The organism is Streptosporangium roseum DSM 43021, from assembly GCF_000024865.1.
GTDB classification, from domain to species: Bacteria; Actinomycetota; Actinomycetes; order Streptosporangiales; family Streptosporangiaceae; genus Streptosporangium; species Streptosporangium roseum.
In genome coordinates, this window is the sequence record NC_013595.1 from 8,761,575 (window position 1) to 8,787,663 (window position 26,089).

General features: G+C 70.3%; 25 protein-coding genes and 1 pseudogene. 11 read left to right on the forward strand and 15 right to left on the reverse strand.

Features of this window, described 5'->3' with window-relative positions; translation table 11 throughout:
* Positions 1-63: 63 nt before the first annotated feature.
* Both SROS_RS38305 and SROS_RS38310 read right to left on the reverse strand, forming a co-directional pair.
* A complete protein-coding gene (locus tag SROS_RS38305) occupies positions 64-1,527 on the reverse strand; it encodes a peptidoglycan D,D-transpeptidase FtsI family protein (protein ID WP_012894332.1) in 1,464 nt (487 codons plus the stop codon).
* Positions 1,528-1,626: 99 nt separating this feature from the next.
* Complete coding sequence (locus SROS_RS38310) at positions 1,627-1,989, reverse strand: MerR family transcriptional regulator (protein ID WP_043657790.1); 363 nt, start codon at positions 1,987-1,989, stop codon at positions 1,627-1,629.
* A 91-nt stretch (positions 1,990-2,080) separates the two neighbouring features.
* Between SROS_RS38310 and SROS_RS38315 the strand changes: the two genes are divergently transcribed.
* Both SROS_RS38315 and SROS_RS51445 read left to right on the forward strand, forming a co-directional pair.
* Entirely contained in the window at positions 2,081-3,019 is a 939-nt protein-coding gene (locus SROS_RS38315) for an aldo/keto reductase (protein WP_148269339.1), read from the forward strand.
* Positions 3,016-3,165, forward strand: coding sequence for a hypothetical protein (locus tag SROS_RS51445; protein ID WP_012894335.1), 150 nt, complete (start codon positions 3,016-3,018; stop codon positions 3,163-3,165). Before SROS_RS38315 ends, SROS_RS51445 begins: the two co-directional genes overlap by 4 nt.
* A 113-nt stretch (positions 3,166-3,278) precedes the next feature.
* On the opposite strand, the gene SROS_RS38320 is transcribed toward SROS_RS51445, so the two are convergent.
* Positions 3,279-3,935 carry a TetR/AcrR family transcriptional regulator gene (locus SROS_RS38320; RefSeq protein ID WP_012894336.1) on the reverse strand — a complete coding sequence of 219 codons (657 nt, stop codon included), beginning with the start codon at positions 3,933-3,935 and terminating at the stop codon, positions 3,279-3,281.
* Positions 3,936-4,006: 71 nt separating this feature from the next.
* Between SROS_RS38320 and SROS_RS38325 the strand changes: the two genes are divergently transcribed.
* Entirely contained in the window at positions 4,007-5,320 is a 1,314-nt protein-coding gene (locus tag SROS_RS38325) for a GH1 family beta-glucosidase (protein WP_012894337.1), read from the forward strand.
* Between the two features lie 37 nt (positions 5,321-5,357).
* Here SROS_RS38325 and SROS_RS38330 read toward each other — a convergent pair whose 3' ends face one another.
* Together SROS_RS38330 and SROS_RS38335 are read right to left on the reverse strand one after the other, a co-directional pair.
* Positions 5,358-6,170, reverse strand: coding sequence for an aldo/keto reductase (locus SROS_RS38330; RefSeq protein WP_012894338.1), 813 nt, complete (start codon positions 6,168-6,170; stop codon positions 5,358-5,360).
* A 501-nt stretch (positions 6,171-6,671) separates the two neighbouring features.
* Positions 6,672-6,879, reverse strand: a pseudogene (locus SROS_RS38335) (putative quinol monooxygenase); the annotation flags it as partial.
* A 59-nt stretch (positions 6,880-6,938) separates the two neighbouring features.
* Here SROS_RS38335 and SROS_RS38340 point away from each other — a divergent pair.
* Positions 6,939-7,298: a MerR family transcriptional regulator gene (locus SROS_RS38340; RefSeq protein WP_012894339.1), complete on the forward strand. Its 360-nt coding sequence runs from the start codon at positions 6,939-6,941 to the stop codon at positions 7,296-7,298.
* Positions 7,295-7,813 carry an NUDIX hydrolase gene (locus tag SROS_RS38345; protein WP_012894340.1) on the forward strand — a complete coding sequence of 173 codons (519 nt, stop codon included), beginning with the start codon at positions 7,295-7,297 and terminating at the stop codon, positions 7,811-7,813. The genes SROS_RS38340 and SROS_RS38345 overlap by 4 nt, the downstream gene beginning before the upstream one ends.
* Before the next feature lie 76 nt (positions 7,814-7,889).
* Here SROS_RS38345 and SROS_RS38350 read toward each other — a convergent pair whose 3' ends face one another.
* From SROS_RS38350 to SROS_RS38360, 3 genes are all read right to left on the reverse strand, one after another.
* Entirely contained in the window at positions 7,890-8,768 is an 879-nt protein-coding gene (locus SROS_RS38350; RefSeq protein WP_012894341.1) for a haloalkane dehalogenase, read from the reverse strand.
* A 27-nt stretch (positions 8,769-8,795) separates the two neighbouring features.
* Positions 8,796-9,182: a pyridoxamine 5'-phosphate oxidase family protein gene (locus tag SROS_RS38355; RefSeq protein ID WP_043657796.1), complete on the reverse strand. Its 387-nt coding sequence runs from the start codon at positions 9,180-9,182 to the stop codon at positions 8,796-8,798.
* A 137-nt stretch (positions 9,183-9,319) separates the two neighbouring features.
* A complete protein-coding gene (locus SROS_RS38360) occupies positions 9,320-10,135 on the reverse strand; it encodes an NAD(P)H-binding protein (protein ID WP_012894343.1) in 816 nt (271 codons plus the stop codon).
* A 147-nt stretch (positions 10,136-10,282) separates the two neighbouring features.
* On the opposite strand from SROS_RS38360, the gene SROS_RS38365 reads away from it, so the two are divergent.
* The gene (locus SROS_RS38365; protein WP_012894344.1) at positions 10,283-10,867 is read left to right on the forward strand and encodes a TetR/AcrR family transcriptional regulator; all 585 of its coding nucleotides are present in this window, start codon (positions 10,283-10,285) and stop codon (positions 10,865-10,867) included.
* Positions 10,868-12,055: 1,188 nt separating this feature from the next.
* Here the strand turns inward: SROS_RS38365 and SROS_RS38375 are convergent.
* Together SROS_RS38375 and SROS_RS46555 are read right to left on the reverse strand one after the other, a co-directional pair.
* Positions 12,056-12,694, reverse strand: coding sequence for a hypothetical protein (locus SROS_RS38375; RefSeq protein ID WP_012894346.1), 639 nt, complete (start codon positions 12,692-12,694; stop codon positions 12,056-12,058).
* A gap of 855 nt (positions 12,695-13,549) precedes the next feature.
* A complete protein-coding gene (locus SROS_RS46555; protein ID WP_148269341.1) occupies positions 13,550-14,026 on the reverse strand; it encodes a hypothetical protein in 477 nt (158 codons plus the stop codon).
* Between the two features lie 269 nt (positions 14,027-14,295).
* Between SROS_RS46555 and SROS_RS38385 the strand changes: the two genes are divergently transcribed.
* From SROS_RS38385 to SROS_RS38395, 4 genes are all read left to right on the forward strand, one after another.
* Positions 14,296-15,048: a hypothetical protein gene (locus tag SROS_RS38385; RefSeq protein ID WP_245564433.1), complete on the forward strand. Its 753-nt coding sequence runs from the start codon at positions 14,296-14,298 to the stop codon at positions 15,046-15,048.
* An 85-nt stretch (positions 15,049-15,133) separates the two neighbouring features.
* Positions 15,134-15,265: a hypothetical protein gene (locus tag SROS_RS54090; RefSeq protein WP_012894350.1), complete on the forward strand. Its 132-nt coding sequence runs from the start codon at positions 15,134-15,136 to the stop codon at positions 15,263-15,265.
* Positions 15,266-15,958: 693 nt separating this feature from the next.
* Complete coding sequence (locus tag SROS_RS38390) at positions 15,959-16,492, forward strand: RNA polymerase sigma factor (RefSeq protein WP_012894351.1); 534 nt, start codon at positions 15,959-15,961, stop codon at positions 16,490-16,492.
* Complete coding sequence (locus SROS_RS38395) at positions 16,489-17,661, forward strand: CU044_5270 family protein (RefSeq protein WP_012894352.1); 1,173 nt, start codon at positions 16,489-16,491, stop codon at positions 17,659-17,661. The genes SROS_RS38390 and SROS_RS38395 overlap by 4 nt, the downstream gene beginning before the upstream one ends.
* Before the next feature lie 150 nt (positions 17,662-17,811).
* On the opposite strand, the gene SROS_RS38400 is transcribed toward SROS_RS38395, so the two are convergent.
* Positions 17,812-18,723, reverse strand: coding sequence for a coiled-coil domain-containing protein (locus SROS_RS38400; protein ID WP_012894353.1), 912 nt, complete (start codon positions 18,721-18,723; stop codon positions 17,812-17,814).
* 339 nt (positions 18,724-19,062) lie between these two features.
* Between SROS_RS38400 and SROS_RS38405 the strand changes: the two genes are divergently transcribed.
* Entirely contained in the window at positions 19,063-20,496 is a 1,434-nt protein-coding gene (locus SROS_RS38405) for an aldehyde dehydrogenase (protein ID WP_012894354.1), read from the forward strand.
* Positions 20,497-20,718: 222 nt separating this feature from the next.
* Here the strand turns inward: SROS_RS38405 and SROS_RS38410 are convergent, their stop codons facing one another.
* From SROS_RS38410 to SROS_RS38425, 4 genes are all read right to left on the reverse strand, one after another.
* On the reverse strand, positions 20,719-21,909 hold the full coding sequence (locus SROS_RS38410) for an acetate/propionate family kinase (RefSeq protein WP_086012439.1): 1,191 nt from the start codon (positions 21,907-21,909) through the stop codon (positions 20,719-20,721).
* Positions 21,910-22,027: 118 nt separating this feature from the next.
* The gene (gene pta / locus SROS_RS38415; protein ID WP_012894356.1) at positions 22,028-24,073 is read right to left on the reverse strand and encodes a phosphate acetyltransferase; all 2,046 of its coding nucleotides are present in this window, start codon (positions 24,071-24,073) and stop codon (positions 22,028-22,030) included.
* A gap of 69 nt (positions 24,074-24,142) precedes the next feature.
* A complete protein-coding gene (locus tag SROS_RS38420) occupies positions 24,143-24,934 on the reverse strand; it encodes an alpha/beta hydrolase (protein ID WP_012894357.1) in 792 nt (263 codons plus the stop codon).
* 81 nt (positions 24,935-25,015) lie between these two features.
* Positions 25,016-25,822: an AMP-binding protein gene (locus tag SROS_RS38425; RefSeq protein WP_169369473.1), complete on the reverse strand. Its 807-nt coding sequence runs from the start codon at positions 25,820-25,822 to the stop codon at positions 25,016-25,018.
* Positions 25,823-26,089: the final 267 nt, after the last annotated feature.

Sequence of the window (26,089 nt, forward strand, 5' to 3'; positions counted from 1 at the left end):
CCCCGTCCCCGTCGGCCCCATCCCCCGGTCCGGTCGCGATCCCCGTTCAGCCCGGCCCCTCGTTCAGCCCCGATCCCCGAGCACGGCCTGCATGACGGCTTTCGCGATGGGAGCCGCCACCCGGCCGCCGAAGCCGCCGTGTTCCACGAGGACTCCCACGGCCACCCGGGGGTCGGCCGCCGGGGCGAAGCTGGTGAAGATCGCGTGGTCCTGCCCGGAGGCGGTGTTTTCGGCGGTGCCGGTCTTGGCCGCCACGTCGACGCCCGGGATGGCGGCGGCCGTACCGGTGCCGCCATCCCGGGTGACCGTGACCATCATCGCGGTGAGCCGGTTGGCCTCGTTCTCGTCGAGCGTCTGGCGGTAGCGCGACGGCTCCGTCTCGTCGATCACCGTGCCGTCGGCGAGGCGGACCTCCTCCACCAGGTAGGGGCGCATCAGCACGCCGTCGTTGGCCACCGCCGCGGAGATCATCGCGATCATGAGCGGGGTGGCCCGGTCGTCGAACTGCCCCAGCGCCGACATCGCGGTCTGCGCCCGGTCCATCTCCGGCGGATAGACGCTCCTGGCCACCGGCATGGGAACGGTGAGGTCGTCGGCGCCGAACCCGAACGCCTCTGCCTGCTCGCGCAGCGCGTCCTGGCCGAGGTCGATGCCGATCTTCGCGAAGGGCGTGTTGCACGAGGTCTTGAACGCGTACGCCAGCGGCGGGTTGCCGTCCCCGCAGGCCGTTCCGCCGGAGTTGTGCAGGTAGGTGTCGGTGCCGGGGAGGCGGAGCGCCTCGGGGGCGCCGACCTTCGTGGTCGGGCTGTACCTCCCCGAGGTGAGCGCGGCCGCACTGGTGACGACCTTGAAGGTGGATCCCGGCGGGTAGTTCTGCTGGATCGCCCGGTTCAGCAGCGGCCGGCCGGGATCCGCCCGCAGCCGCCTGTCGGCCCTGTCGAGCTGGGCGCCGTCGAAGGTCGCGTAGAGGTTCGGGTCGTAGGAAGGGAGGGAGACCATGGCCAGGATCGCGCCGGTGGCGGGGGTGATCGCGACGACGGCCCCGCGCAGCCCGGTGGCGCGCAGCGCCTCGTAGGCGGCCCGCTGCGCCCGCCCGTCGATGGTGAGCTTGAGCGTGGCTCCGCTCTCGGTGCCGTACACCAGCGAGCGCACCTTGACCCGGGGATCCCCGCCGGACAGCACGGCGTTCTCGGCCTGCTCGATGCCGGCTCCGCCGTAGAGCGAGACGTGTCCGGTCACCGGCGCGTAGAGCGGCCCCGCGGGGTAGACCCGCCGGTATCTGTAGTCGGCGCCCCCGCTGTCCCGGCTGGTCGCGATGACCGTGCCGTCGCGGAGCAGGATCTCGCCTCTCGGGCCGGCGAACCGCGCGATCATCGTCTGGCGATTGCGCGGGTCCGCGTTGAGCCGGTCCGCGTCGAGCGCCTGGATGTAGGTCACCTTGCCGAGCAGGGCGAACAGCATGGCCCCGCACACCAGGGCGACGTGCCGGAGCGGGATGTTGATCCGGCGAGCGCGTGGTGCGGCCATGGGCCCCTCCCCCGATCGCGCTACCGGTCACCGATTTACCGGTTTAACAGCCAGACCGAAAAGGGGGCACCGTCCTGGGGCAAAGCGGCCGTACGGCTTCTAATCAACCACCGACCGGTAGTAATTGATCTTGTTTTGGACGGCCGTCTGCTTCTCGCGCAGGTTGTCGACCTGGGCTTCCACCCGCCGGTCATGGGCTTCGAGGAGCGCGATCCGGTCACGGATCGTATAGTCGCCCTGCCGGACCAGATCGGCGAAGCGGAGCATCTCCGCGATCGGCATCCCCGTGTCCCGCAGGCAGCGGATCGTGCCGAGCCAGCCGACGTCGTCCTGGGTGAACCTGCGCTGCCCGGCCGCGTTGCGGCCGACCGGCGCCAGCAGGCCGATCCGCTCGTAGTAGCGCAGGGTGTCGAGACTGAAGCCGGTCTCCTCCACCACCTGTCCAGGCGTGTACACACTCACGCCTGGCAGCATCCCACCTGGAGTGCACTCCAGGTCAAGCGGAAAAGCCCTATTTGACCTGGAGTGCACTCCATCTTCCATGGTGGTGCCCATGACACACCTTCCCCTGGCTCTGGGCACTATCCCGTTCGGCACCGTCCTGGACGACAAGGCGACCTTCGCGATCCTGGACCGGTTCGCCGACGCCGGCGGCGCGATGCTGGACACCGCGAACAACTACCCCTTCTGGAACGAGGGCGCGACCGGCGACGAGAGCGAGCTGGCCATCGGCCGGTGGCTGGCCGCGCGGGGCAACCGCGACCGGATCGTGCTGAGCACCAAGTGCGGCGCCCGGCCGACGGTCCCCGGCGACCGGACGATGGGCTCCGCCGAGGGCCTGTCCGCCGCCGCGATCGGCTCGGCCGCCGAGGGCAGCCTGAGGAGGCTGGGGACCGACCACATCGACGTCTACTGGGCCCACATCGAGGACCGGTCCGTCCCGCTGGAGGAGACCCTCGGCGCGTTCGCCGAGCTGGCCGGGGCGGGCAAGGTACGCGAGATCGGGGCGAGCAACGTCACGGCCTGGCGCCTGGAGCGCGCCCGCGCCCTGTCGGAGGCCAACGGCTGGCCCGCCTACACCAAGGTGCAGCTCCGCCACACCTACCTCCGGCCCCGGCCGGGAGTGCGGCCGGTGGAGTCGGCCCACGTCATCGTGCAGGACGACATGATGGACTACCTGCGCGCCGAATCCGGCCTGACCCTGTGGGCCTACAACACGCTCATGGCCGGCGCCTACACCCGGCAGGACCGGCCGGTCCCGGAGATCTACGACCACCCGGGCACCACGCGCGGGCTCGCCGTACTGCGCGAGGCGGCGGACGAGCTGGGCGTGACCGTCAACCAGGTGGTGCTGGCCTGGCTGATCGGCGGCGACCTCCCGACGGTCCCGATCGTCGGCGTGAGCTCCCTCGCCCAGCTTGAGGAGGCTCTCGGCGCCGTGGACCTCAAGCTCGACGACGAGCTCCGTGCCCGCCTGGACTCCGTCCGATGAGGGCGCGGGAGGAGCTGTGGTTCCTGACGCCCACGCCGCTGGGCGTGTGGCGCTTCGAGAACGCCCGGCCCAGGAGGTCCGGAGCGCACCCTTCCCTGCGGGCGCGGATCGCCTCCGCGACGTTCTTCGCGGTCAGGCGGAGGTAGGGCGACGTCCCCCGCGGGCCGGGGCGGGCGGCGTCCTCCGCGGGTCAGGCGGACGCGGAACCGGCAGGTGGATGTGGAGCCGGACGGGCGGGCGTGGAGCCGGGCGGGCGGCGTCACTCCTGGGGCAGGTGCTCCGACAGGTAGCGGCGGACCAGTCGCTTGCACTCGTCGATCAGCTCGGGGTCGCCGTCGGGCCGGGAGCGGAAGGCGAGCTTGAGCACGGCGTCGGCGGCCTCGACCGCGACGACCAGCGCCCGGTCCAGCGCCGGCCCGATCGGGGCCCCGAGCAGCTCGATGGTGATCGCGCGGAGCCGGTCGGCCACGATGACGTTGTTCTCCAGAGCGGTGTCGAGCATCCGCTCGGTCCCCTTGAGCGCCGGGCCTCCCGGCGAGGGCAGCACCTCGCCGAAGTCGACCACGGCGAAGCCCGGCGTCGAGCGTTTCATCGCGACGAACTCGTCGATCGCCAGATCCACCATCTCGGTCCAGTCCGACAGCTGCACGGCCGAGAGCCGGGCGGTGATCCGGCCGAGGAACGCCTCCAGGTTGCGCAGCGCCAGCGCCCGGACCAGCCCCTGCTTGTCGGGGAAGAACTGGTAGAAGGTGCCGATCGGCACCTCCGCGCGGCGCGCGACCTCCTTGGTGGTCAGCGCCTCGTAACCCGCCTCGTCCAGCAGCCGCGCACACTCGTCCAGCATGCGCTCGACCCGTTCCAGGCTGCGCCGCTGGGCGGGACGGCGGCGGAGCGTCCCCCCGGAAACGTTCGTCATCGCTCCATCATCCCCTACCTGGGCCCCTCAAGGACTAACATGAGCCTCACTCATGCTATCTGGAGGTCAGGATGTTCCTTTGGGGTACGGCTACCGCGTCCTACCAGATCGAAGGCGCCGTCGCCGAAGACGGCCGGGGCCTGTCGATCTGGGACACCTTCGCCCATGAGCCCGGCCGTGTCCGCGACGGGCACACCGGCGACGTGAGCTGCGACCACTACCACCGCTGGCCTGAGGACGTCGCCCTGATGGCCGGGCTCGGGGTGGACTCCTACCGCTTCTCCATCGCCTGGCCCCGCGTCCAGCCCGAGGGCCGGGGCCGGATCAACCAGGCCGGCCTGGACTTCTACGACCGGCTGACGGACGCACTCCACGACAGGGGCATCGTCCCGGCGGCCACGCTGTTCCACTGGGACCTGCCGCAGGCACTGGAGGACGAGGGCGGCTGGCTCAACCGCGACACCTCCTACCGGTTCGCCGAGTACGCCGCCGCCGTGGCCGACCGGCTCGCCGACCGGATCCCGATGTGGATCACCCTGAACGAGCCCTTCGTGCACATGGTCTTCGGCTATGCCATGGGCAGCCACGCCCCCGGCAGGGCCCTGTTCCTGGACGCGCTCCCGGTGGCCCACCACCAGTTGCTCGGGCACGGCCTGGCCGCGGCGGCCCTGCGTGAGCGGGGGGCGGAGAAGGTGCTGATCACCAACAACTGCACCCCCGTCTGGCCCGCCTCCGACGATCCCGCCGACCTCGCCGCCGCCGACGCCTACGACACCCTGCACAACCGGCTGTTCAACGACCCCGTGCTGATCGGGAAATATCCGGATTTGTCGGCGTACGGCGTGACCCTCGACTGCGTCCAGGACGGCGACCTCGACCTGATCGGCGCCCGCCTCGACGGCATCGGCATCAACTACTACAACCCCACCCGGATCGCGGCCCCCACCGCCGAAGGACTCCCCTTCGCCGACACCGGCATCACCGGCCATCCCACCACCGCCTTCGGCTGGCCCGTCGTCCCCGACGGCCTGCGCGAACTCCTGACCGGCCTCAAGGCGCGGTACGGCGACGCCCTGCCGCCCGTCTACGTCACCGAGAACGGCTGCTCCCAGCCCGACGTGCCGGGCCCGGACGGGGTGGTCGACGACCAGGCCCGGATCGCCTACCTCGACGGCCACATCGACGCCCTCCAGCGGGCGCGGGCCGAGGGCGTGGACGTCCGCGGGTACTACGTCTGGTCCCTGCTGGACAACTTCGAGTGGGCCGAGGGCTACCACCAGCGCTTCGGCCTGGTCCACGTCGACTTCGCCACCGGGGAGCGCACCCCGAAGGCCTCCTACCACTGGCTCGCGAGGCGGATCGCCGAGCACGCCGGGACCCGGTAGGGCCCGGCTCCCGGGCGGTGCCCGCCCGGCCGCCGCCTCAGCCGTTGAAGGTGTCGGGGTCCGGGCCGGTGCGGGTGCCGGCGTCCAGCCGGGCGATCGCCTCCATGTCGCCATCGGTGAGGGAGAAGTCGAAGACGTCGATGTTCTCCCTGATCCGCGCCGGGGTGACCGACTTGGGGATCACGACGTTTCCCAGCTGGACGTGCCAGCGCAGGACGACCTGGGCCGGGGTCTTGCCGTGCCGCTCGGCGATCTCGACGATCGCCGGGTCCTTGAGCACGGCCCCCTGGGCCAGCGGGCTCCACGCCTCGGTGACGATGCCGTGCCGGGCGTGGAAGTCGCGCAGCTCGGCCTGCTGCAGGGCCGGGTGGAGCTCGATCTGGTTGACCGCCGGGACGACGCCGCCGGCCTCGATGAGGCGCGTCAGATGGGCGGGCTGGAAGTTGGACACGCCGACCGCGCGGACGCGGCCGTCGGCGAGAAGCTTCTCCATCGCCTTCCAGGTCTCGCCGTACAGGTCCCTGGCCGGCGCGGGCCAGTGGATGAGATAGAGATCGAGATGGTCCAGCCCCAGCTTGGCGAGGCTCGCGTCGAAGGCGGCGAGGGTGGAGTCGTAGCCCTGGTCGCTGTTCCACACCTTGGTGGTGACGAACAGCTCCTCGCGGGGCAGGCCGGAGGCGGCCAGTGCCTGGCCCACGCCCCGCTCGTTGCCGTAGATCGCGGCGGTGTCGATGCTCCGGTAACCGGCTTCGAGCGCGCCGGTCACCGCCCGGGCGGTCTCGTCCTCGGGCACCTGGAACACGCCGAAGCCGAGCTGCGGCATGGAGACCCCGTTGTTCAGGGTGATCATATGCGGTCCTCCCCCTATGGATGGCGTCAGCAAATAGAAGTGTATGCAATAGTTGCAGACGCTAGTTACTTGACCATATGCCTACGGAGGATGCCCGGGCGGGGACAGGGATCACATGACATGGCACGCGTATCACCAATATGGGGAAATTTCATTACATGATCATTGAAATGGGGTGTTCCCCACCCATGCGCGGGGCGTGCGACGTCAGTGACGTCGCGCGGCCGCCCCTCCCCGGCCACGCCGTACGACTTCCAGGGCCGCCGACCGGGACCCTCGCACCCGCCGTACGGCCTCCAGAGCCGCCGACCGGGACCCCGCTCCCGCCGTACGACTTCCAGGGCCGCCGACCGGGGCCCACCCCCGTTCCTACCGCGGGTAGGGGCTCAGCATCGCGCCGGAGTGGGCGTCGAGCTCGCGTTCGAGATAGTCCATCCGCCGGTCCATGAAGGCCTTCATGTGCGGCAGCTCCATGTGCCGGTCAAGATCCTCCTGGGAGCGCCACACCTCGTAGAGGAAGAAGGTCCTGCCCCCCCTCCTGGTGGACGTGATATTCCAGGCACCCCGCCTCACGACGGGTGGGTCCGACGAAGGACAGCAGGAGCTCCCCGAGCTCGGCGGCCCGCTCGGGCCGGGCGTGGGCGAAGCCGTAGAGCGAGATGATGCCGGTGGTCGCCCGCTGCTCGGGCGTCGTGATCGTGTCCGTCATGACGCCAACGCTAGAATCTCACATCGATGTGAGATTCAAGTCATTGTGGGGTGGATCACATGAAGATCGGTGATCTGGCGCGCGAGACCGGCGTGAGCGTGCGCCTGCTGCGTTACTACGAGGAGCAGGGGCTGCTCGTCTCGGAACGGGCCGGCGGTGGCCACCGCCGGTACGCGGCCGACGCCGCCGCCGTGGTCCGGCACATCCGGACCCTCCTGGCGGCCGGGCTGCCCACCAGGGTCATCCGCGACCTCCTGCCGTGCGTCGCCGGCGACGGCCCCGAGCTCGAACCATGCGTGATCGACCATCTCCGGGAGCAGCTCGGAGGCCTCGACGAACGGATCTCCGGACTCCAGGAGACACGCACCGCCCTCGCCGCCCTCCTGGAGACCACCGAACGGGCGGGGGTCGGCGGTTGAGTCCTCTCGCGGTCAACGGCGCCGGCGACGAGCTGACCGCCTTCCACCGCGTCCCGGAGAACCCGCCTCCCGGCGACGCCCCGCTCCCCCTGGCCCTGGTCGCCCTGTGGTCCCACGACCGCCTGCTGCTGGCGTTCAACCGCCACCGCCGGGAATGGGAGCTCCCCGGCGGGATGATCGACCCGGGAGAGACACCTCGGCAGGCCGCACTGCGCGAGCTCCGGGAGGAGACCGGCCTCCAGGTCCCCCGGCTGTCCTTCTCCGGATACGCCGAGTACGTCCTCGGCCCCGAGCGCCGCGTCGAGTACGCGGCCGTCTACCTGGCGGACGGAGCCGACGCTCACGGCACGTTCACCCCCAACGAGGAGATCGGGGAGGTCACGTGGTGGCACGGGCAGGAGCTCCCCGGCCGAATACAGGTTCTCGACACCACACTGGCCGCTCTGGCCCGGACGGCATCCGGCGGGAGCGGGGCAGCACGACCGGTGGCGGACGGAGGCCCCGGGGAGCGGTGAGCGGCGCCGGGCGCGCTGGCGTCCCGGTCGGCGATCACGTCGCCGACCCGTGTCGCCCGATCGGGCTCATCGCCCCTCAGCTCCGGGCGTCCGAGCGCAGGTCGTGCTTGTCCGCCCAGGTCACGATGGAGGCGGCGATCGCCTCGGGCTGGTCCTCGGGGGTGTGGTGGCCGGCGGGCATCGGATGCTCGTCGATCTCGAGGCCGGCCATGTTGGCGGCGCACCAGTCGATGATCTCCGGCCCCATCATCGCCCCGGGGCCGGGCGCGAAGGTGATCAGCAGCTTGGGCACCTCGACGCTGGCCGCCAGCCACTCGTCGTAGAACTCGATCCTGGCCACCACGTCGGCCGGCTCCCCGCCCAGGGGCATCGCTCGCGGCCACTGCAGCAGCGGCCTGCGGCTGTCGCGGGTGGGGTACGGCCTGCGGTAGGTGTCGAGGTCCTCCTCGCCGAGCGGGGTGACGACGGTGCCCGGCAGCGCCTGCTCGATGAACATGTTCTCGTCCAGGATCATCGCCTCGCCCACCCCGGGCGTCTTGATCGCCTCGAACAGCCCGCGGCCGCCCTCGGGGAACTCCTGCCAGGACATCGGCTTCACGATCGTCTCGGTGAACGCGATGCCGCGCACCCGTCCGGGATGGCGGGCGGCCCAGTCGAAGGCGAGGGCCCCGCCCCAGTCGTGTCCGATCAGCACGACGTCGTCGAGGCCGAGCGCGTCGAACCACGCGTCCAGATATCGGGCATGGTCGTCGAAGGTGTAGGCGATGTCCGGCTTACCGGACTCGCCCATGCCGATCAGGTCCGGCGCCAGACGCCGGCCGGAGTCTCCCATGGCCGGCATGATGTGCCGCCACAGATGTGACGACGTCGGGTTGCCGTGCAGGAAAACCATCGGCACCCCGGTGCCGGCCTCCCGGTAGGAGATCGTCGAGTCGAGAACAGGTTGAACAGGCATGGCAGAACTCTCTCCGTCGAATGCGAATCAGTTGTTGAGGCTCATCACGCGGTCCACCGCGATCTCGACCACCACCCGGCCGGGCGGATCGGGCGGCGCCGACCAGTAGCGACCGGTGTAACGGCGCACCCCCTCGGCCACGCGCCGGGGATCGCCGGACACTGTGGCGACGCCTTCGAGCGTGATCCAGCGCCCGCCCGCCACCTGGCACAGCGCGGCACGGCCGCCCGGGCCGGCCACCAGGTTGCGGGCCTTGCGCGAGGAGGCGACCGTCATGACCCGGGCCAGCCCCTCCTGGCCGTCCCAGGTGAAACGCACGGCCACCACGTGCGGAGAGCCGTCGGGCCGCAAAGTGGTCAGCGTGGCCAGGTGCGGTTCGGACAGGAACGCCTCCATCGAGGCCGGCAACGACATCGCGCGCACCCGCCCCTCCGGACGTGGGCGGCCACCGTCCCGCGCTCCCGTAGGGGAAGAGCCCGGCGGCGGGTCACTCGCCGGCTGGTTCCGGAAAGCCGCTCCGGGCGGCTCTCCGGAAGGTCGCTCAGGGTGGCTCACCGGAAGGCCGCGATGTTGCGCGCCGCCCATTCGGCGAAGGTGCGGGGCGAGCGGCCGAGGATCTGCTCGACGTGGGGGCTGACCCGCTGTTCGGCGGGCGTCGGCTCACCCAGGATGGCGAGGGTGCCCTCCACCACCGGTTCGGGCATGAACTGCAGCATCTGCGCCCGGGCCTCCTCTCGGCTCTGCTCGACGAACCGCACCGGCGTTCCCAGCGCCTCACCGATCGCCTGCGCCCGCCGGCGCGGGGTGATCAGCGCCGGACCGGTGAGCTCATACGTACGGCCGGCATGACCGCCGTCGCGCAGGACCGCGGCCGCGACCTCGGCGATGTCGGCCGGGTCGATGGACGGCAGCCCGACGTCGCCGAACGGCGCGGCGGCCGTACGCCGCGAGCGCACCGTCTCCGCCCACGCGAACGCGTTGGAGTCGAAGCCTCCCGGCCGCAGGATCGTCCAGTCCAGGTCTGACTGCTGGACGGCGTCCTCGAAGGCCCGGGGGTGGCGGTAGACCTCCGGGCGAGTCCCGGCGCCCTGGGAGGACAGCAGGACCACCCGCCCGACCCCGCCGGCTCTGGCGGCCTCCACGATGCCCTGCGGGTCCTCACCGGCGACCAGCAGGAACAGTGCGCCGGCCCCGTCGAGCACCGGCTTGAGGCTCTCGGGCTCGCCCAGGTCGGCCTGTCGATGCGACACGCCCTGCGGCACCTGCGAGGCCCCTCGGGAAACGGCCGTCACCTCTTCGCCTGCCGCCGCCAGCGCCTGCACCAGCGACCGCCCCACGTTCCCGGTCGCTCCTGTTACCACGATCATGACCTGCTCCGTTCGTTACCGAATGTCGTCGCTCATGCCGGGAGGCCTTCGATCATCCGACTGAGTTAGTTAGCTAACTGACTTGGTGATGACATTAGCCAACGACGGCCCGGCTGTCTACACTCTTTAAGTGAGATGACTAACTCGATGAAGATCGATCGTGGCGGCCCGGCCGCGGCGAAGTCGGGCAAGCGGGAGCGGCTGGTGGCCGCCGCCTCCCGGGTGCTGCATGAGCAGGGCGTCGAGAAGACGACGCTCGCCGACATCGCACGAGTGGCCGACGTCCCCGTGGGCAACGTCTACTACTACTTCAAGACCAAGGACCAGCTCGTCGAGGCGGCGATCGAGGCGCACGCGCAGGGCCTGCGGGCGGTGACCGCCCACCTCGACCAGCTCCCCAGCCCGCAGGAGCGGCTCAAGGCCCTCCTGGGCGGCTGGACCGAGCAGCGCGAGCTCGCCGCACGCTACGGCTGCCCCTTCGGCACCCTCTCCTCCGAGCTCGGCAAACGCACCGACGGCCTCGACCACGCCACCGCCGCGGTCATGCGGCTCCTGGTCGACTGGGTCGAGCAGCAGTTCCGGACGATGGGCCGGGACGACCCCCATGACCTCGCGATCACCCTGGTCGCCACCTACCAGGGGATCTCTCTGCTCACCAACACCTTTCGCGACCCCGAGCTCATGACCAGCCAGATCCACCGCCTGGAGGAGTGGATCGACTCGCTCGCCTGAGCGGCCCCACCAGCCGGCAGGCCCTTGGGTCCCGGTCCTCGGGCCCCGCTTCTCCCACCCCCGGCACCGCTGATCCCGTTCCCGCGAGGCATGACCTCCGTGTCCCCGCGCGGGGCGTGACCTCCATGCGGCAGCGCCGCCACCTGACTCCCGGCAAGCCATCCGACTTGCTGAGCGTCGTTTTGCCGTTAGCAGGAACGGCCGGTGCGAGCATCGCCGAAGAGACAGAAGCGATCATGACAACCGGGGGAAAAATGCTCCGAAAACTGGTCCCGATCCTGGTCGCGGCGGTGGTGGCCGGATCACCGGCCGCCACCCCCGCGGCCAGGGCGGAGGGGTCGTCGGCCACCGCGGCGGTACGGGCGGTCACCGCCTCCGCGTCGGCCGCACAGGCGGCCGGTTCCTGCAGGCCCGGATCGCCGTGCGCGGCGGTCAACTGCGGGCCAGGCCGCGTCTGCGTACCCTCGCCCAAGCAGTGCTTCACCACACCGTGCCCGCAGTACGACTGCGTGCCCGTGTCATCGGTGCCCGGCTCGGGTCACTGGCCTCCCTACCCGGGCGGCTACCCGGGCCAGTGGCGGCCCCCGTACCCGCAGGGCTATCCGGGTCACTGGCCTCCCTACCCGGGCCAGTGGCGCCCTCCGTACCCCGGCTCGTACCCCGGCTCATACCCGGGCCAGTGGCGGCCCCCGTACCCGGGCTCGTACCCGGGCCAGTGGCGGCCCCCGCACCCGGTGCCGCAGCCGCATCAGGTGCCACGGCCGCCCTACCGGCACAGCTGACGGACGACGGCCCCCTCGGGGAGCAGCGCTGTCAGCAGCTCCCGGATCTGGCGTCGGCGAGCACCGCGCGGGATGAGGCGGAGCGGGCCGAAAGCTGAGTCGCCGGCCGAAAAAGCCCAGGCCATCACACCGATGACCTGGGCTTCCGCCTGAAGTCCCGCCCACCGCAGTGGCACCGATCATTGCGATGTTCACGCGGACAGGTGCGGACACCATGATGGTTGAACGCTTAACGGTCCAGAGCCTGGCGTCCACGTGTATCCACCCGGCAGGAATCTCGCCGTTGGCCGGTGCACGTCCGTGACGACACGGTCCCGCACGCGTCCCACTTGAGCCTGACACAGCGGGCCTCAGCCCCGAGCACGGCGAATCCGCTACGGAACGGCCGCCCTTACTCCGAGACCGTTTACTGGGCGTCCCGCAGCTTCGGCACTGCCACCCGCGCGGCCCGCTTGCTCAGGCCGGGATCGAACGTCGAGAAGAAACCGTCGCTCACCAGCAGCGTGACGGTGTTCTTGACCCTGATGAGCACAACGTCCGCCGCGTGGACCGGACTGAGGTTCGCCTCGGGAACCGTATTGGTGTATCTGATCCCGTACGCCCAGTCCCCGAGCTTGCCGACGGAGAGCTTGGTGATGGTCTCCCCGACGTCATCGGCACTCGCGTTGCCCCTGACGCAGTCACGGGCCATGACCTTGCCCACCGTCTGCCAGGAGGCCATCCGCGCGGGGGCGCCGCTTATGGCGAACTGCTTGATGCCCGACGGCTTGCCCTCCTTGTCGATGAAGACCGCCGCCTTACTCCTGAGGAGGGGGCTCAGCGCCTTGATCGCCTTCACACACTTCTTCGTGCGGGCCGCTTTGGCGTCCAGTACCTCGCGGTTGCGCTTCGTGTTGGGGACGAAACCATCGCCCAGGTCCTCAGGGGTGACGAGGGCGGCGCGCAGCTGGGCCGGGGTCAGGGGCTTGACGGGGGCGGCCATGGCGGGAGTGGTGGGGGCCAGCAGGAGGGCGGCGGCGAGGCCGCCCAAGATCACGGAGGGCATGAACCGGCATCCTAGAGTTTCACGCCCCAGACGATCAATGAGCGCCGATGAGACGGCGCAGGCCACCGATGTCGCCTACGGGCACGACCGGGACGTGGCCGGCCGCATGCCGGCCCTTGATCGTCGGCCAGTTCCTCCAGGCGATCATCGGGCTCGGCCTGGCGCAGCTCTTCGGCCTCTTCGGCGAGCTTGGCTGTCAGCGCGGGGACCGGTTCCGACTCGTCGAGGACGCGTGTCTTGGCCGTCAGGCCGTCGGCCTCGATGATCTCCGGGATCCGGTCACGGACCAGCTTGCCGTAGATGATTGTCCGATTTTGACGCAGAATGTCGCCTTCCTGGCCGATACTGCGCGTGTCGATTACCGACGCGGCGTGGTCACCGGTGAGAGCGTATGGCGTGCCATCGTGCTGTACGGCGCCAACTCCGCCACCTACAGGTTCGCCTTCGGCGCGACCCTGCTGGACATCGCCGCCCCGGGCCTGGCACGGAAAGCCGCTCGGGTTCGCCCGTTGGTATCGGCGCCGGCTGGACGGAGCAGAGGATCAGGGGTCACACGACGTCGGTTGAGGCGTCGGCCCGATCCCGGGGGGCTGCCCTCGTCGGGGCGTGAACGATGTGCTGTTCACCGACCGCACCGGCCGGCCGGGAACGAGCGCTGGAGGCCCGGCGGCAGCACGACCGTCCGCTTTTCGAGCCAGGCGGATCACCCCTGCTCCGCTCAACAGACACGAGGTCAGAGGACTGTGGATGCCTGCCGCCGTGTGTCCGCGGTGGCCGAGGTCGTCGTCACCGTTGTCGTCAGCCCCGCAACTCGCAGCCGGTGGTGAGGCTCGAAGCGTTCGGAGCATCCAGGTGTCAACACCAGCCTCCTCCGTCCAGGGAAGAGGTCACGTCCACGTCGTAGTCATCGCCGTACTCCTCTCCCAGCTCGTCCAGGAACCGCACCGAGAGTTCAACCCCTCTCCCGCCGACGGACTTGGTGAAGCAACTCACCCCTTCACCGTCGTCCCCCGGAGGGGGCGTCCACCCATCCTTGATCGCAACGTCACGGTAGAAGGACAGCACGTCGGCTCGCGGCCCCGAGGGCCGATACGTCTGCCCGACGGTCGTTATCCGATCATCGCTGTCACAGGAGCTCCCGCGACCCTTCTGCGGTGTCGCGCTCGCCGGATGGGCGTCGAGAATGCCGAGAGTGTTCAGGGAGGCGGCGAGCCGGTCATCGTCAGCGGTGCACCCGTAGGGGAAGATGCCGGCACGAGCGGCTGCACCAGCGCCGATCATGACGATGCCCACCCAGACAAGTGCCACCATCGCGATGATCGAACGCTTCATGATCCAGAGCCTAGCGTCCATATATCCACCTGATCGGGGCGACTGTACAAGAGTGATCGCTTCAGTCTGCGGAGAAGTCGGCCAAGGGAGACCCCCACGATCTTCAGCGACAAGTCCCATCCGGCTGGGGAAGGGTGTGGGAGTCTGGACATGTGGCGATTGAGTGGTCCCGGCAGGAGGTCCTCAGAGCGGTCAGGTCGTGCTTGCTACGTGCGAGCGCTGTGACGGACGGATATTCCGCCGTCGATGTCGTGGCGGAGCCCGACAGCATGTTAGCGATCTTCCGCTGGCGGCGAGATCCGAACATATACGCCATCAAGGTCGAGTTCCCGACGGCACCGAAGAGTCCCTGGACTGGCCTGCCAGTCACCTCGGCGGATGAATGGGCCGCAGACGTCGCGGCTCGCCTGGATGAGGAACTCCAGACCGGGCTCGTCCGTCGAAGCCGCCGGACGATCCGAGATGGGTACGTCCTGTTGGACACCCGCGATGCTCCAGATGTCTGCCCCGCCGGGTTCTCCATCAGTTCGGTTCCACTCGACGACGTCGTGCTCTCGCTGTTGCAGAGGGACGATCGGAAGAGGGCTTATGGATCGCCTTCGGCATCGGTTTCTACGCTTGCGTCCGAGGCCGGCTACTGGTTGGCCAAGGCGGGGATGGATGTCGCCATTCCCAGACAACTGATCGTCGAGGCGAAGCTGGCCTGCTGGCTTCAGGCCTACGTCGACAACGCCCGCGGGAGACCTTTTGTCGGTCATGCAGCCGCATCCTGGGAGGACAGGCAGCGCACCACCGCCCGTCTCGACCTGGTGCACATCCGGCCCGACATCCCATCAGAGGTACGCGATGCGCTGGTGCGTCTCACGGTCTGCCAGGTGGCCGAGGCCGGCGCCCTGCGCGTGGTCACCGCGATCGACGATCCCGAACTTCATGGACTGGGGTTCCGGCCCGCGAACGGTGGCGGCCTTACCCTTCACACCAGCAGCGCTGAACCGCTATCGGACCCCACGGCCGGAGCCTGACCCGAAGCACCTCCCGTCCAAGGTGTGCCACCGACGATCTTGTAGCTTGTCCTGAGCCGATTCGGAAGGGTGCCGGAGGTCTCTCATGAGCGCGTGGGGAGTTGCGCTGTTCTCGGACGATACGGCGTGCGATGTACGGGACACCTACCGGGAGTTGATCGAAGACGGGGTCGATGACGAGGAGGCCGCCCGCCGGGTGCTGGACGGGCGTCGGTGACGCGCTCGTCGATCCGGATGAGGGGATACCTGGGCGATGCGCTGCCCTCGCAGCAGGAGCTCGACCGGCTCCCGGATGCGGTGGATGGCTCCTGCCCGTTGGACATCCCCGTTGACGGGGTGATGAACGCGACGGTCTTCCGGGTGGCGGTGCATCGCAAGAAGGACCCCGATTACCGCGCACTCGGTTTCGAACCTTTGGCGGGCGTGCTTCAGCCGCGCCCTGGAGACGAGCGGTTCGACTCTCTCCTGTGCTCGTATACGCACTGGGGAAGGGCTCGCGAGCATTATGGAGTGGTACGCGGGTTGCCACTGACAACACATGCACGACCGGCCGCCGGGGCCTCGTGGAGGCGAGCCGTACAGCCGGCTACCTCTCCGAACCGCTGTCGGCTGCGCCGTCCTTGACACCGGCGTTGATCGTCGGCACCGCGGTGGACCCCGCGTACGGTCGCTCTCTCGCCAGTCCCCCGGACACGAGCAGGATGCCTCAAGACCGGCCCGCTCCACGACGGAGCAACCGCCACACCACACCAGACCCCGCGCCGCTTGACAGCCGAGCTCCTGGGGTGGCTTTGCGGCTGAGGGCCCTGACGAGGTCCTCAGGAGATCATCAGGAACTGGTCGGCGATCGGTAATGCTTCCGATATTCCGGACATGGATGGGGGACCGATGATTCATGTGAGGAGGCCGGATGGGATTCGATCCCCACGGCCGGTTCGTGCAGATATACGAACATGCCTATCGCCCCATACTCGGGTACGTCCTGCGCCGGTGCCAGGATCCCGACGACGCGGCCGACGTGGTGGCCGAGACGTTCGCCATCGCATGGCGGCGGATCAACGAGATCCCGCCGGGAGACGAGGCCAGGCTCTGGCTGTACGGCGTGGCCCGCAAGGCTCTCGCCAACCACCGCCGCGGCGAACGACGGCATGAGCGGCGCACCGCCGCGCTGCGCGAGCAGATCACCGCTTCCCCCGCGCTGGCAGGGCCGCCACCGGCCGAGTACACGCAGCTCGGCCAGGTCTTCAGGAGCCTGCACGACGACGACAGGGAGCTGCTGTCGCTGGTCGCCTGGGAGAAGCTCGACACCGAGCAGGTGGCGCGCACGCTCGGTATCACCCGCAACGCCGTACGTGTCCGGCTGCACCGGGCGCGCAAGCGATTCGCGCGCGCCCTGGACAGCGCGGGGATCGACCTTCCGCTCTTCGAGAGGACCGCACTGTGAACCTGGATGATCTCGCCAGAGTGCATGACGACGACCTGAGCGGCGAGCCGGCCGGGCAGGCGTCTGGAGCGGGGGCCCAGACGCTGCTGGCATCGATCATGTCCGAGCCGCCGGGGCGTGGCGACAGACCACGCGCCACATGGCTGCGCGGGCCGGTGCCGTGGCTGGCTTCGGCGGCGAGCGTGGCCGCCACGGTTCTGGTGGTCACCATGGTGACGGCGCCGGGTGAGCAGCGGCCGGCCCCTCCGCCGGCGGCCTCGCCCGGCGCGCAGCCGTCGGCGCGCCATATGCTGCTGGCCGCCGCCACGGCCGTTACCGCTGCCACGAAGGCTCCCGTGTCGGGCGCCTACTGGCGTACCACCACGACTTGGGGCATGGACGCGATCTCGCCGGATCGCGGCTACGTCATCAGACGGCTCTTCTCCAAAGACCAATGGCTGGCGCGTCGCCCCGGGGCGCAGAGCTGGTGGATCACGCAATCCCTTGGCGCGAAACCGCTCACCCCTGAGGACCAGGCCGCCTGGCGGAAGGCGGGCTCGCCGACCCGGTGGAAGTACCCGGTGGACATGACCGGATACGTCGGAGTCAACTCGTCGGAGGTGCTGCGGGCCGAGGCGGAGGAGAAGGTGGCCTCGCGGCTGCGCGGCGGGTGGAAGGGCTCGGGCGGGTCGCTGGGCAAGGGACCCCTCACCTGGGACGAGATCCGCCGTATTCCGAGCGGCGAGCGGGAGCTGCGCGCCTATCTCGAACAGCGCCTCACCACCCAGGCGAAGGGCGGCTCCGGGCAGGACTCGCGGAGGCCGGAGCCGGCCTTGCAGGAAGCCTGCACGCAGATCGTCTTCGGTCTGCCCGTCTCACCCGCCGTCCGCGCCTCCGCCTACCGCATCCTGGCCACCATGCCCGAGCTGAAGTCCCTGGGCAGGGTGAAGGATCCACTGGGCCGCATGGGCGAGGCGTTCGGCTACCGGGTGGCCCCCGGCTCCGGGCGTGAGAACGCCTATGAGGCCGTGCGGGTGATCGACCCCACGACGGGCCTGCCGCTCGCACAGTGGTGGACGACCACTGTCGAGCTCAGCGGCGGCCGTACCGCGAAAACCACCAGTTTCACGGCCTACCAGCAGACGGGCTGGACCGATGCCGAACCGTCGCTGCCCGCCAAGCGCGATTGACCCCCTCCGTCCCCGGCCCGGGCCCGGTGTGCGGCACCGGGCCCGGGCTCGCGCCCCGGCGACGGAAGGGTGATCACCCGCCAAGCCTGAACGGCCCTGCGCCCCGACAGCCTTCCGCAACGAGATCGCCAAAGGTCAGCGGCCTGGCAGCTAGAACATCGAGATGTGGACGTGGTCGATGTGGTTGGCGGTGTTGCCGCCGCGGTTGGACATCATCTTCCAGCCGGCGCCGGTCCGGACGTCGTAGTACTTCTGCTGCCAGATGATGTACATGACCCCGAGCCGGGGGCCGTTGGTGATGGCCCACTGGGCGAGGCGGTCGCCGCGCTCCTTGGCCTCGGCGGTCGGGACCCGGCCGCCGGTGCTCATCATGAAGTCGCAGGCCCGGCCGCTGCCGTGGTCACCCGGGTCGCCGGGGCGCAGGCAGCCGTAGCTGTAGGGCATCGGGAAGGCCTGCAGCACCATGTTGCGCATGGCGACCGTGCGGGCGGTCAGGCCGCCGCTGCCGGAGGGGGTCTGGAAGCCGTACTTGGCCAGGAGTCCCTCGATCCGGACCCGGTCCTTCTTCAGGGCCGCGATGTCGTTCTTGAGCTTGACGACCTTCGTCTCCGCCGCCTTCTCCGCGACCTTGGCTTTCTTGATCAGCTCCTGGATCCGGTTGAGCTGGGTGGCGCGCTGGCTGGCCAGGTAGGACATGGTGGCGGCCTGGTTGAGGACGGTGGTGGCGTCGCCCTCGAAGCTCAGCAGGTTGGTGCTGTCCAGCGTGCCACCCATGTAGGCGGTCTGGGCGAACCGGACGACGTCGACCTGCGCGGTGGCCAGAGCCCGCTTCAGGCTCTTGGCGTTGGCGGCGGCCTTGCTGGCCTGGACCCGGGTCTCCTCCAGGCTCTGCACCTGACCGCGGTAGTTCTTGTTGAGCTGGCTCGCCTCGCGGGTGAGCTTGCGGAGCTCGGCCTCGGGGTCGGGTTTGGCGGCGCGCTGGACGGCGGCTCCGGCCATGACAGGGGTCAGGAGCAGCGCGGCGAGCACGGCGCCCAGCGTGGCCGCGCGAGTCGCTCTCACGCTTCGCTCACCTCCAGAGCCCCCTCATGGACGGAGCGAAACTATAGAAGACGATCTTGGTGCCCGCCACCGGAACGGCGGAAACCACGCACCATTGACGAACTATCTACCAGTCTGCGGTGCTTTAAACAAATGCCGCCGCACGGGCCGCGGCACCGCCGTCATGGGAGATCCACCGGAGGAATCCTCGCACAGGACGGCCCCTTGCCATCGCCGACAGAACATGATTCGGTCTCATCGGTGCGGGGCCTTGTGAAGCCCTCCTCGGCGGACGACACTATCCAAGCAAGCACTAGCTCAGATATTGACTCCGGCCCGCCCACCAGGAGGCAACACATCATGCGCCAGCACGACACGCTGTTCATCGGGGGCGACTGGGTGGCCCCCGCGGGCACCGGGACCATCGACGTCGTCTCGCCCCACACCGAGGAGGTCGTCGGCCGCGTCCCCGACGGCACCCCCGCCGACATGGACCGCGCGGTGGCCGCCGCGCGCCAGGCCTTCGACCAGGGCCCCTGGCCCCGGATGACGATGGCGGAACGCGCCGCCGTGGTCGGCAGGCTCGCCGAGATCTACGCGGCCCGCCAGTCCGAGATGGCCGAGATCATCACGCTGGAGATGGGCTCCCCCATCACCTTCTCGCAGATGGCGCAGGCCCCTCAGCCGCTCGGCATGCTGCAGTACTACGCCGAGCTCGGCAGGACCTTCCCCGTCGAGGAGGAGCGGCCGGGCACCTTCGGCCCGGTGACCGTCCGCCGCGAGCCGGTCGGCGTGGTCGCCGCCGTGGTCCCGTGGAACGTCCCGCAGTTCGTCATCATGATCAAGCTCGCCCCCGCCCTCGTCGCCGGCTGCACGATCGTGGTGAAGCCCGCCCCCGAGACCCCGCTCGACTCCTACCTGCTGGCCGAGATGGTCAAGGAGGCGGGCATCCCCGACGGCGTCGTCAACATCGTCGCCGCCGGCCGCGAGGCGGGCGAGCACCTGGTCTCCCACCCCGGCGTGGACAAGGTCGCCTTCACCGGCTCCACCGCGGCCGGCCGCCGCATCGCCGCGATCTGCGGCGAGCAGCTCAAGCGGTGCACCCTGGAGCTCGGCGGCAAGTCGGCCGCGATCATCCTGGACGACTGCGACCTGCCCTCCGCGATGGGTTTCCTGTCGATCGCCTCCCTGATGAACAACGGCCAGGCCTGTGTCGCCCAGACACGCATCCTGGCCTCGCGCAACCGCTACGACGAGGTCGTGGACGCGGTCGCCACGATGGTCCGCGGCATGCCGGTCGGCGACCCCGCCGACCCCGCCACCGGCATCGGCCCGCTGGTCGCCAAGCGACAGCAGGAGCGGGTCCAGGACTACATCAGGATCGGCATCGACGAGGGCGCCAAGCCGGTCGTCGGCGGCCTGGACCGCCCCTACGACCGGGGCTGGTATGTCGCTCCGACCGTCTTCGCCGGGGCCACCAACGAGATGCGCATCGCCCGCGAGGAGATCTTCGGCCCGGTCCTGGCGGTGATCCCCTACGAGGACGAGGCCGACGCGGTCCGCATCGCCAACGACAACGACTACGGACTGGCCGGGACGGTGTGGACCGCCGACACCGAGCACGGCATGGACATCGCCCGCCAGGTGCGCGCCGGCACCTACGGGGTCAACCTCTACATGATCGAGTCCAGCTCCCCGTTCGGCGGCTTCAAGAGCAGCGGCCTCGGCCGCGAACTCGGCCCCGAGGGCCTGTCGGCCTACCTGGAGTACAAGTCGATCGCCCGCCTGGGCTGACGATCCTTCCGGACCGTCGGGCCGCAGACCCCCGAGACGTGCTTGTACGGCTCCGCGGAGCCGTACAAGCACGACAGCGGACGGACTGCCCAGCACGCCCCCGCGACGCTGGGCAACCGCCTAACTACAGGAAGTATGTCCCACGACCACCGCTAGGCGGCGGTTCGTGTCCCGTGGACTTCTCCCGGCGGATTTCATCCATCCGCTGTAGGTAGACGACGTTTATCCGCGATTGGTTCGCGAAATAACCTCAAGAGTTTGGCGGGCGATCTCCAGCTCCTCGTCCGTCGGGATCACCGCAACCTTCACGGCCGCGTCGTCGGGCGAGATCAGCCGGTCCCCGCGCCGGTTGCGCACCGGGTCCACAGCGATGCCGAGCGCCTCCAGACCGGCCAGCGCGGTCTCCCTGACCAGCGGCGAGTTCTCTCCCACACCCCCGGTGAACGCGATCACGTCCACCGTGCCGAGCACCGCGTAGTAGGCGCCGACGTATTTGCGCAGGCGGTGGCAGTAGACCGAGAAGGCGAGCTCGGCGTCCGGGTCGCCGGCGGCCAGCCGCTCCTGCACCGCGCGCATGTCGTTGTCGCCGCAGAGGCCGAGCATCCCGCCGCGCCGGTTGAGCAGCACGTCGATCTCCTCCAGGGACATCCCTCCCGTCCGGCCTAGGTACAGCACGATCGCCGGGTCCAGATCTCCGCTCCGGGTCCCCATGACGAGGCCCTCCAGCGGGGTCATGCCCATGGAGGTGTCCACGCACCGCCCGGCCGACACCGCCGAGGCGCTCGCCCCGTTGCCGAGATGCAGCACGATCACGTTGCCCAGCGGCCTGTCCACCGCGCGGGCGGCCTCGCGGGAGACGTAGGCGTGCGAGGTGCCGTGGAAGCCGTAGCGGCGGATGCTCAGCCGCTCGGCCACCTCGCGGTCGATGGCGTAGGTCGCGGCGGCCGGGGAGATCGTGGAGTGGAAGGCGGTGTCGAAGACCGCGACCTGCGGCAGGTCGGGACGGAGCCGGCGGGCGACCTCGATGCCCGTCAGGTTGGCCGGGTTGTGCAGGGGGGCGAGCGGGACGAGCTCCTCGATCTTCCTGATCACCTCGTCGGTGATCAGCGTGGGCTCGGTGAAGGTCTTGCCGCCGTGCACCACCCGGTGCCCGATCGCGGTCAGCTCGGAGGAGTCGAGTCCGAGGCCCCTGTCGGCGAGCTCGGCCGCGACGACCTTCAGGGCCGCCTCGTGGTCGGGGACCGGGGACGAGTCCTCGCCGATCCGCTCGACCGTCCCGGACGCGAGCCGTTCGTCACCGGACAGAAGCCGGTACTTCACGGAAGAGGATCCGCTGTTGAGCACCAGTACGCGACTCAACACGCCTCCCCGCCCTGACGGCTCGCCGAGCCTTCCGAGTGACCCGCCGAACATCTCCGGCGGCCCGCCGTACCGTCCCACCGACCGGCCGGACGTCCCCGGCCGGTCGGCCCGTCCTCCCGGTGGCGCCCGGGACGCCGCCCCGCCATGCCGCGCGGCGCTGACAGCTCGTTCATCGGGCGGCCTCCTGCGCCTGGACGGCGGTGATGGCGACGGTGCTCACGATGTCGGTGACCAGCGCGCCTCGCGACAGGTCGTTGACCGGTCCGCGGAGCCCCTGCAGAACCGGCCCGACCGCGACGGCCCCGGCGGAACGCTGCACGGCTTTGTAGGTGTTGTTGCCGGTGTTCAGGTCGGGGAAGATCAGCACGGTCGCCCGGCCCGCGACCCGGGAGCCGGGCAGCTTGGCGTCGGCGACCCTGGCGTCCACCGCCGCGTCGTACTGGATGGGCCCCTCGACCAGCAGGTCCGGCGCCCGCTCCATGACCAGGGCGGTGGCGGCGCGGACCTTGTCCACGTCGACGCCGCTGCCGGAGTGGCCGGTGGAGTACGACAGCATCGCGATCCGCGGTTCGATGCCGAACCGCTCCGCCGTACGGGCCGAGGAGATGGCGATGTCGGCGAGCTGCTCGGCGTCCGGATCGGGGTTGATCGCGCAGTCGCCGTAGACGAGCACCCGGTCGGCCAGGCACATGAAGAACACCGAGGAGACGATCGAGGTGCCCGGGACCGTCTTGATGATCTGGAACGCGGGCAGGATCGTGGCGGCGGTGGTGTGCGCGGCGCCGGAGACCACGCCGTCCACGACGCCTCGGTGCAACATCATCGTGCCGAAGAAGTTGACGTCGGTGACCACGTCCATGGCCCGCTCAAGGGTCATCCCCTTGTGCGCCCGGAGCGCGGCGTACTCCTCGGCGTAGGAGTCGCGCAGCGGCGAGGTCAGCGGGTCGACGACGGTCACCCCGGCCAGGTCGAGCCCGAGGTCGCCGATCCGCCGCCGGATCACCTCCTCCCGCCCCAGCAGGGTGAGGTCCACGATGCCGCGCCGCAGGAGGATGTCGGCGGCCCGGAGGATCCGGTCCTCCTCGCCCTCCGGCAGCACGATGTGCCGCCGGTCGGCCCGCGCCCGCTCCAGCAGGGTGTGCTCGAACATCATCGGGGTGACCCGGTCGGAGCGGGCCAGCTCGATCCGGTCGGCCAGGTCGGCGGTGTCCACGTGGCTCTCGAAGTGGCCGATGGCCGTCTCGATCTTGCGCGGGTTGTCGGCGGTGAGCCGCCCCTCCAGCCCGCCCAGGGTGGTGGCCACGGTGAAGCTGTCCGCCGTGGCCGACAGCACCGGCATGCCGGGGGCCAGGCGGGCGGTGAGGGCCCTGACGGCCTCCGTGGGCTCCTGCCCCACCGTCAGGACCACGCCGGACGGCCTCGCCGTACCCGCCGTCTCGGCCGCCACCGAGACCAGCAGCAGGTCCGCCCGGTCGCCCGGCGTGATCACCAGGGCTCCGTCGACCAGGTGCTCCAGGAACACCGGGAGCGTGGCCCCGCCGAACACGAATCCGAGCACGTCCCTGCGCAGCCCGTCCTCGTCCCCCTGGATCTGCTTGGCGTCCACGGCCTGCAGCACCTGGCCGACGGTCGGCGCCGACACCGATGGATGCTCGGGAATGACGTAGCAGGGCACCGGCAGCTCGGGCTCGACGACCATCCCCCGCGGCACCCGATTGGCGATCACCGCCAGCACCGTGCTGCCCAGGTCCGAGAAGACCTGGTAGCCGGTGCGCATCTCCATCGCGATCTCGGCCGCCTGCTCGCCGTGCGCCCCCACCACCACGATGACCGGCGCGCCGAACTCGGCGGCGAGGCGGGCGTTGAGGGCCAGCTCGCGCGGGAGGTCGTCGGTGTCGAAGGAGCTGCCCAGCACCAGCAGCGCGTCGCACTCCCGCTCCAGCGTGTGGAAGCGGGCGACCAGCCGGGCGATGAGCTCCTCGTTGCCCCGCTGCGCGTAGATCTCCGCGGCGTCCTCGGCCGTGACCCCGATCGCCGAGGCCGCCGGGCGGTATCTGGCGTTGAGCAGTTCGAGCGTGCGGTCGTCACCCTCCCCCGTGATCGGCCGGAACACCCCGACCCGATCCACGTGACGGGTGAGCAGCTCCATCAGGCCGAGCTCGACGATCTGCCTGCCGTCACCACGCCCGAGACCGGCCACGTAGATGCTCCGCATGCGCATTACCCCTCGTGTCGACACATCCTCTGTCATGCCTCGTCAGTAGGAGTAAACACCTACGGGGGATCAGGTGTTGACGACGGCCCATTCCCCGATCCGGCGGATCAGCCCCGGCGTGGCCGCCGACTCCGCGTGGCCGTATCCGGGCTCGATCCACAGCTCCTTCGGCTCCCGGGCGGCCTCGTAGATCTGGTGGGCGTGGTCGAGCGGGAAGAAGCCGTCCGCGTCGCCGTGCACGACCAGCAACGGCGTCGGAGCGATGTGCGCGGCCGCCTCGTGGGGCGCCGACGGCACCGGGTCCCACACGCCCTTCCTGATCCGCGTCCTCTTGCCCACCCGCGCGGCCCACCGCCCCAGCGGCTGCTCGATCGCCCAGTGCACCTGGCGCATGGGCCGGGTCCCCCGGTAGTACCACCGCGCGGGCGCGCTGACCGCGACCACCGCGTCCGGCCCGCCCCGCCGGGGACCTCGCCCGTCCGGACCCCCGTCCCGCCCGTGCCACCCCGCATGCCGTACGGCCACCGCCGCGCCCATCGAGAACCCGACGGCGGCGACCCTGGAGTAGCCGATCGCCCGCGCGTGGCGCACCGCCGCGTCCAGATCCAGGATCTCCAGGTCTCCCACGGTCGACTCTCCCCCCGACCGGCCGTGCCCCCGGAAGTCGAACGAGATCACCCCGCCGAACCCGCTGAGCACATGGGCGATCCGCCGCGTGGGGCGTTCCCGCAGCGATCCGGTGAACCCGTGCGCCAGCACGATCCCCAGATCGTCCGGCCCGCGGGAGGGGGTGTGCGCGGCGTCGATCCGGACGTCGTCCTCGGTCACGAGCGTCGCGGCGAACGATGGCGCTAAAGACATGCCCCGAGCTTAGGACGGTGCTGATCGGCGGCGCCGGTCAGCACCTGGGCATGACCGGGTCCGGACGGAAGGCCGCGCCGGTCAGCGCCTGGGCATGACCAGGTCCATGGTGTGCCCGTAGACCGAGACGGGGACGCGCAGCCACTGGCTCTCGGCCGGCTCCCTGACCATCCCCTGCGGCACGGCGGCGACGGTGATGCCGTACTCCTCGATCAGCCTCCGGCACTCGCCGGCGGTCGCTCCCGGGGCTGCCACGATGTGCGCCCCGCCCATCAGCGCCAGGTCGAAGACGGCGGCCTGCTCGCGCGGCTCGCAGGTGCCGACGAGAACGAAGTCGCGCTCCCTGATCATCGCCTCCGGGACCAGCCGTCCCAGCTCGGCGACCACGTGGGCGTGACTGAGCCCGCGCCTGCCGTCGAAGGTGAGCGCGGGCGCGTCCGGGCCCGGCCCGGACGGGTCGTCCACGCCGTCGGGGCAGACGGTCTCCGCCACCTCGGCGAAGGTGAGGATCCGCCGGATGCGGGAGTCGCCGACGGCCTCCGCCGCCCGTTCCGCCAGCGTCGCATCCGTGATCATCATGCGCGCGCGGCTGGACGACAGGCGCTCGTAGAAGGCGTCGCGATCCATGTCGGCCGCGAGCGGGATCACCAGCGCGCCGGCCGCGGCGGCCGCGTGCAGGGCGAGGGGGTAGTCGTGGCCGGGCGGAAGGTGGACGATCACGGGCTCTCCCGGCAGGAGGCCGCGGGCGCGCAGCGCCGCCGCCGCGTGGCCCACCTGCTTGGCGAGCATGTCGTAGGTGAGGACGTCTCCCGTGCGCACGTCCGTGACCGCGGGCCGGCAACCGCGGTGCCCGGAGGCCCGCAACACCACTTCGGTCCATGTCGGCATGGCTCCGAAGATAGGGACTCCGGCGCCCGCGCGCATGGCCAGGAATATGCAGAGAGCTGACCATTCACGGCGGGCCCTCCGCGGTCATGGCGGCCCTCATCGCCAGACCCGCCCCGGAGATCTCAGGAGTCCCGCGTGATCCGCGCGGAGGCCCGCGCAGGTGGATACCGGCAGTTCCGCCCACAGGGGAACAGTCGCGAATCACCCGCCGAAAGAGTGTCTCGGAGGTGAATTGGCGTACTTCGTGAGGCGGACACGTGAGAGTGA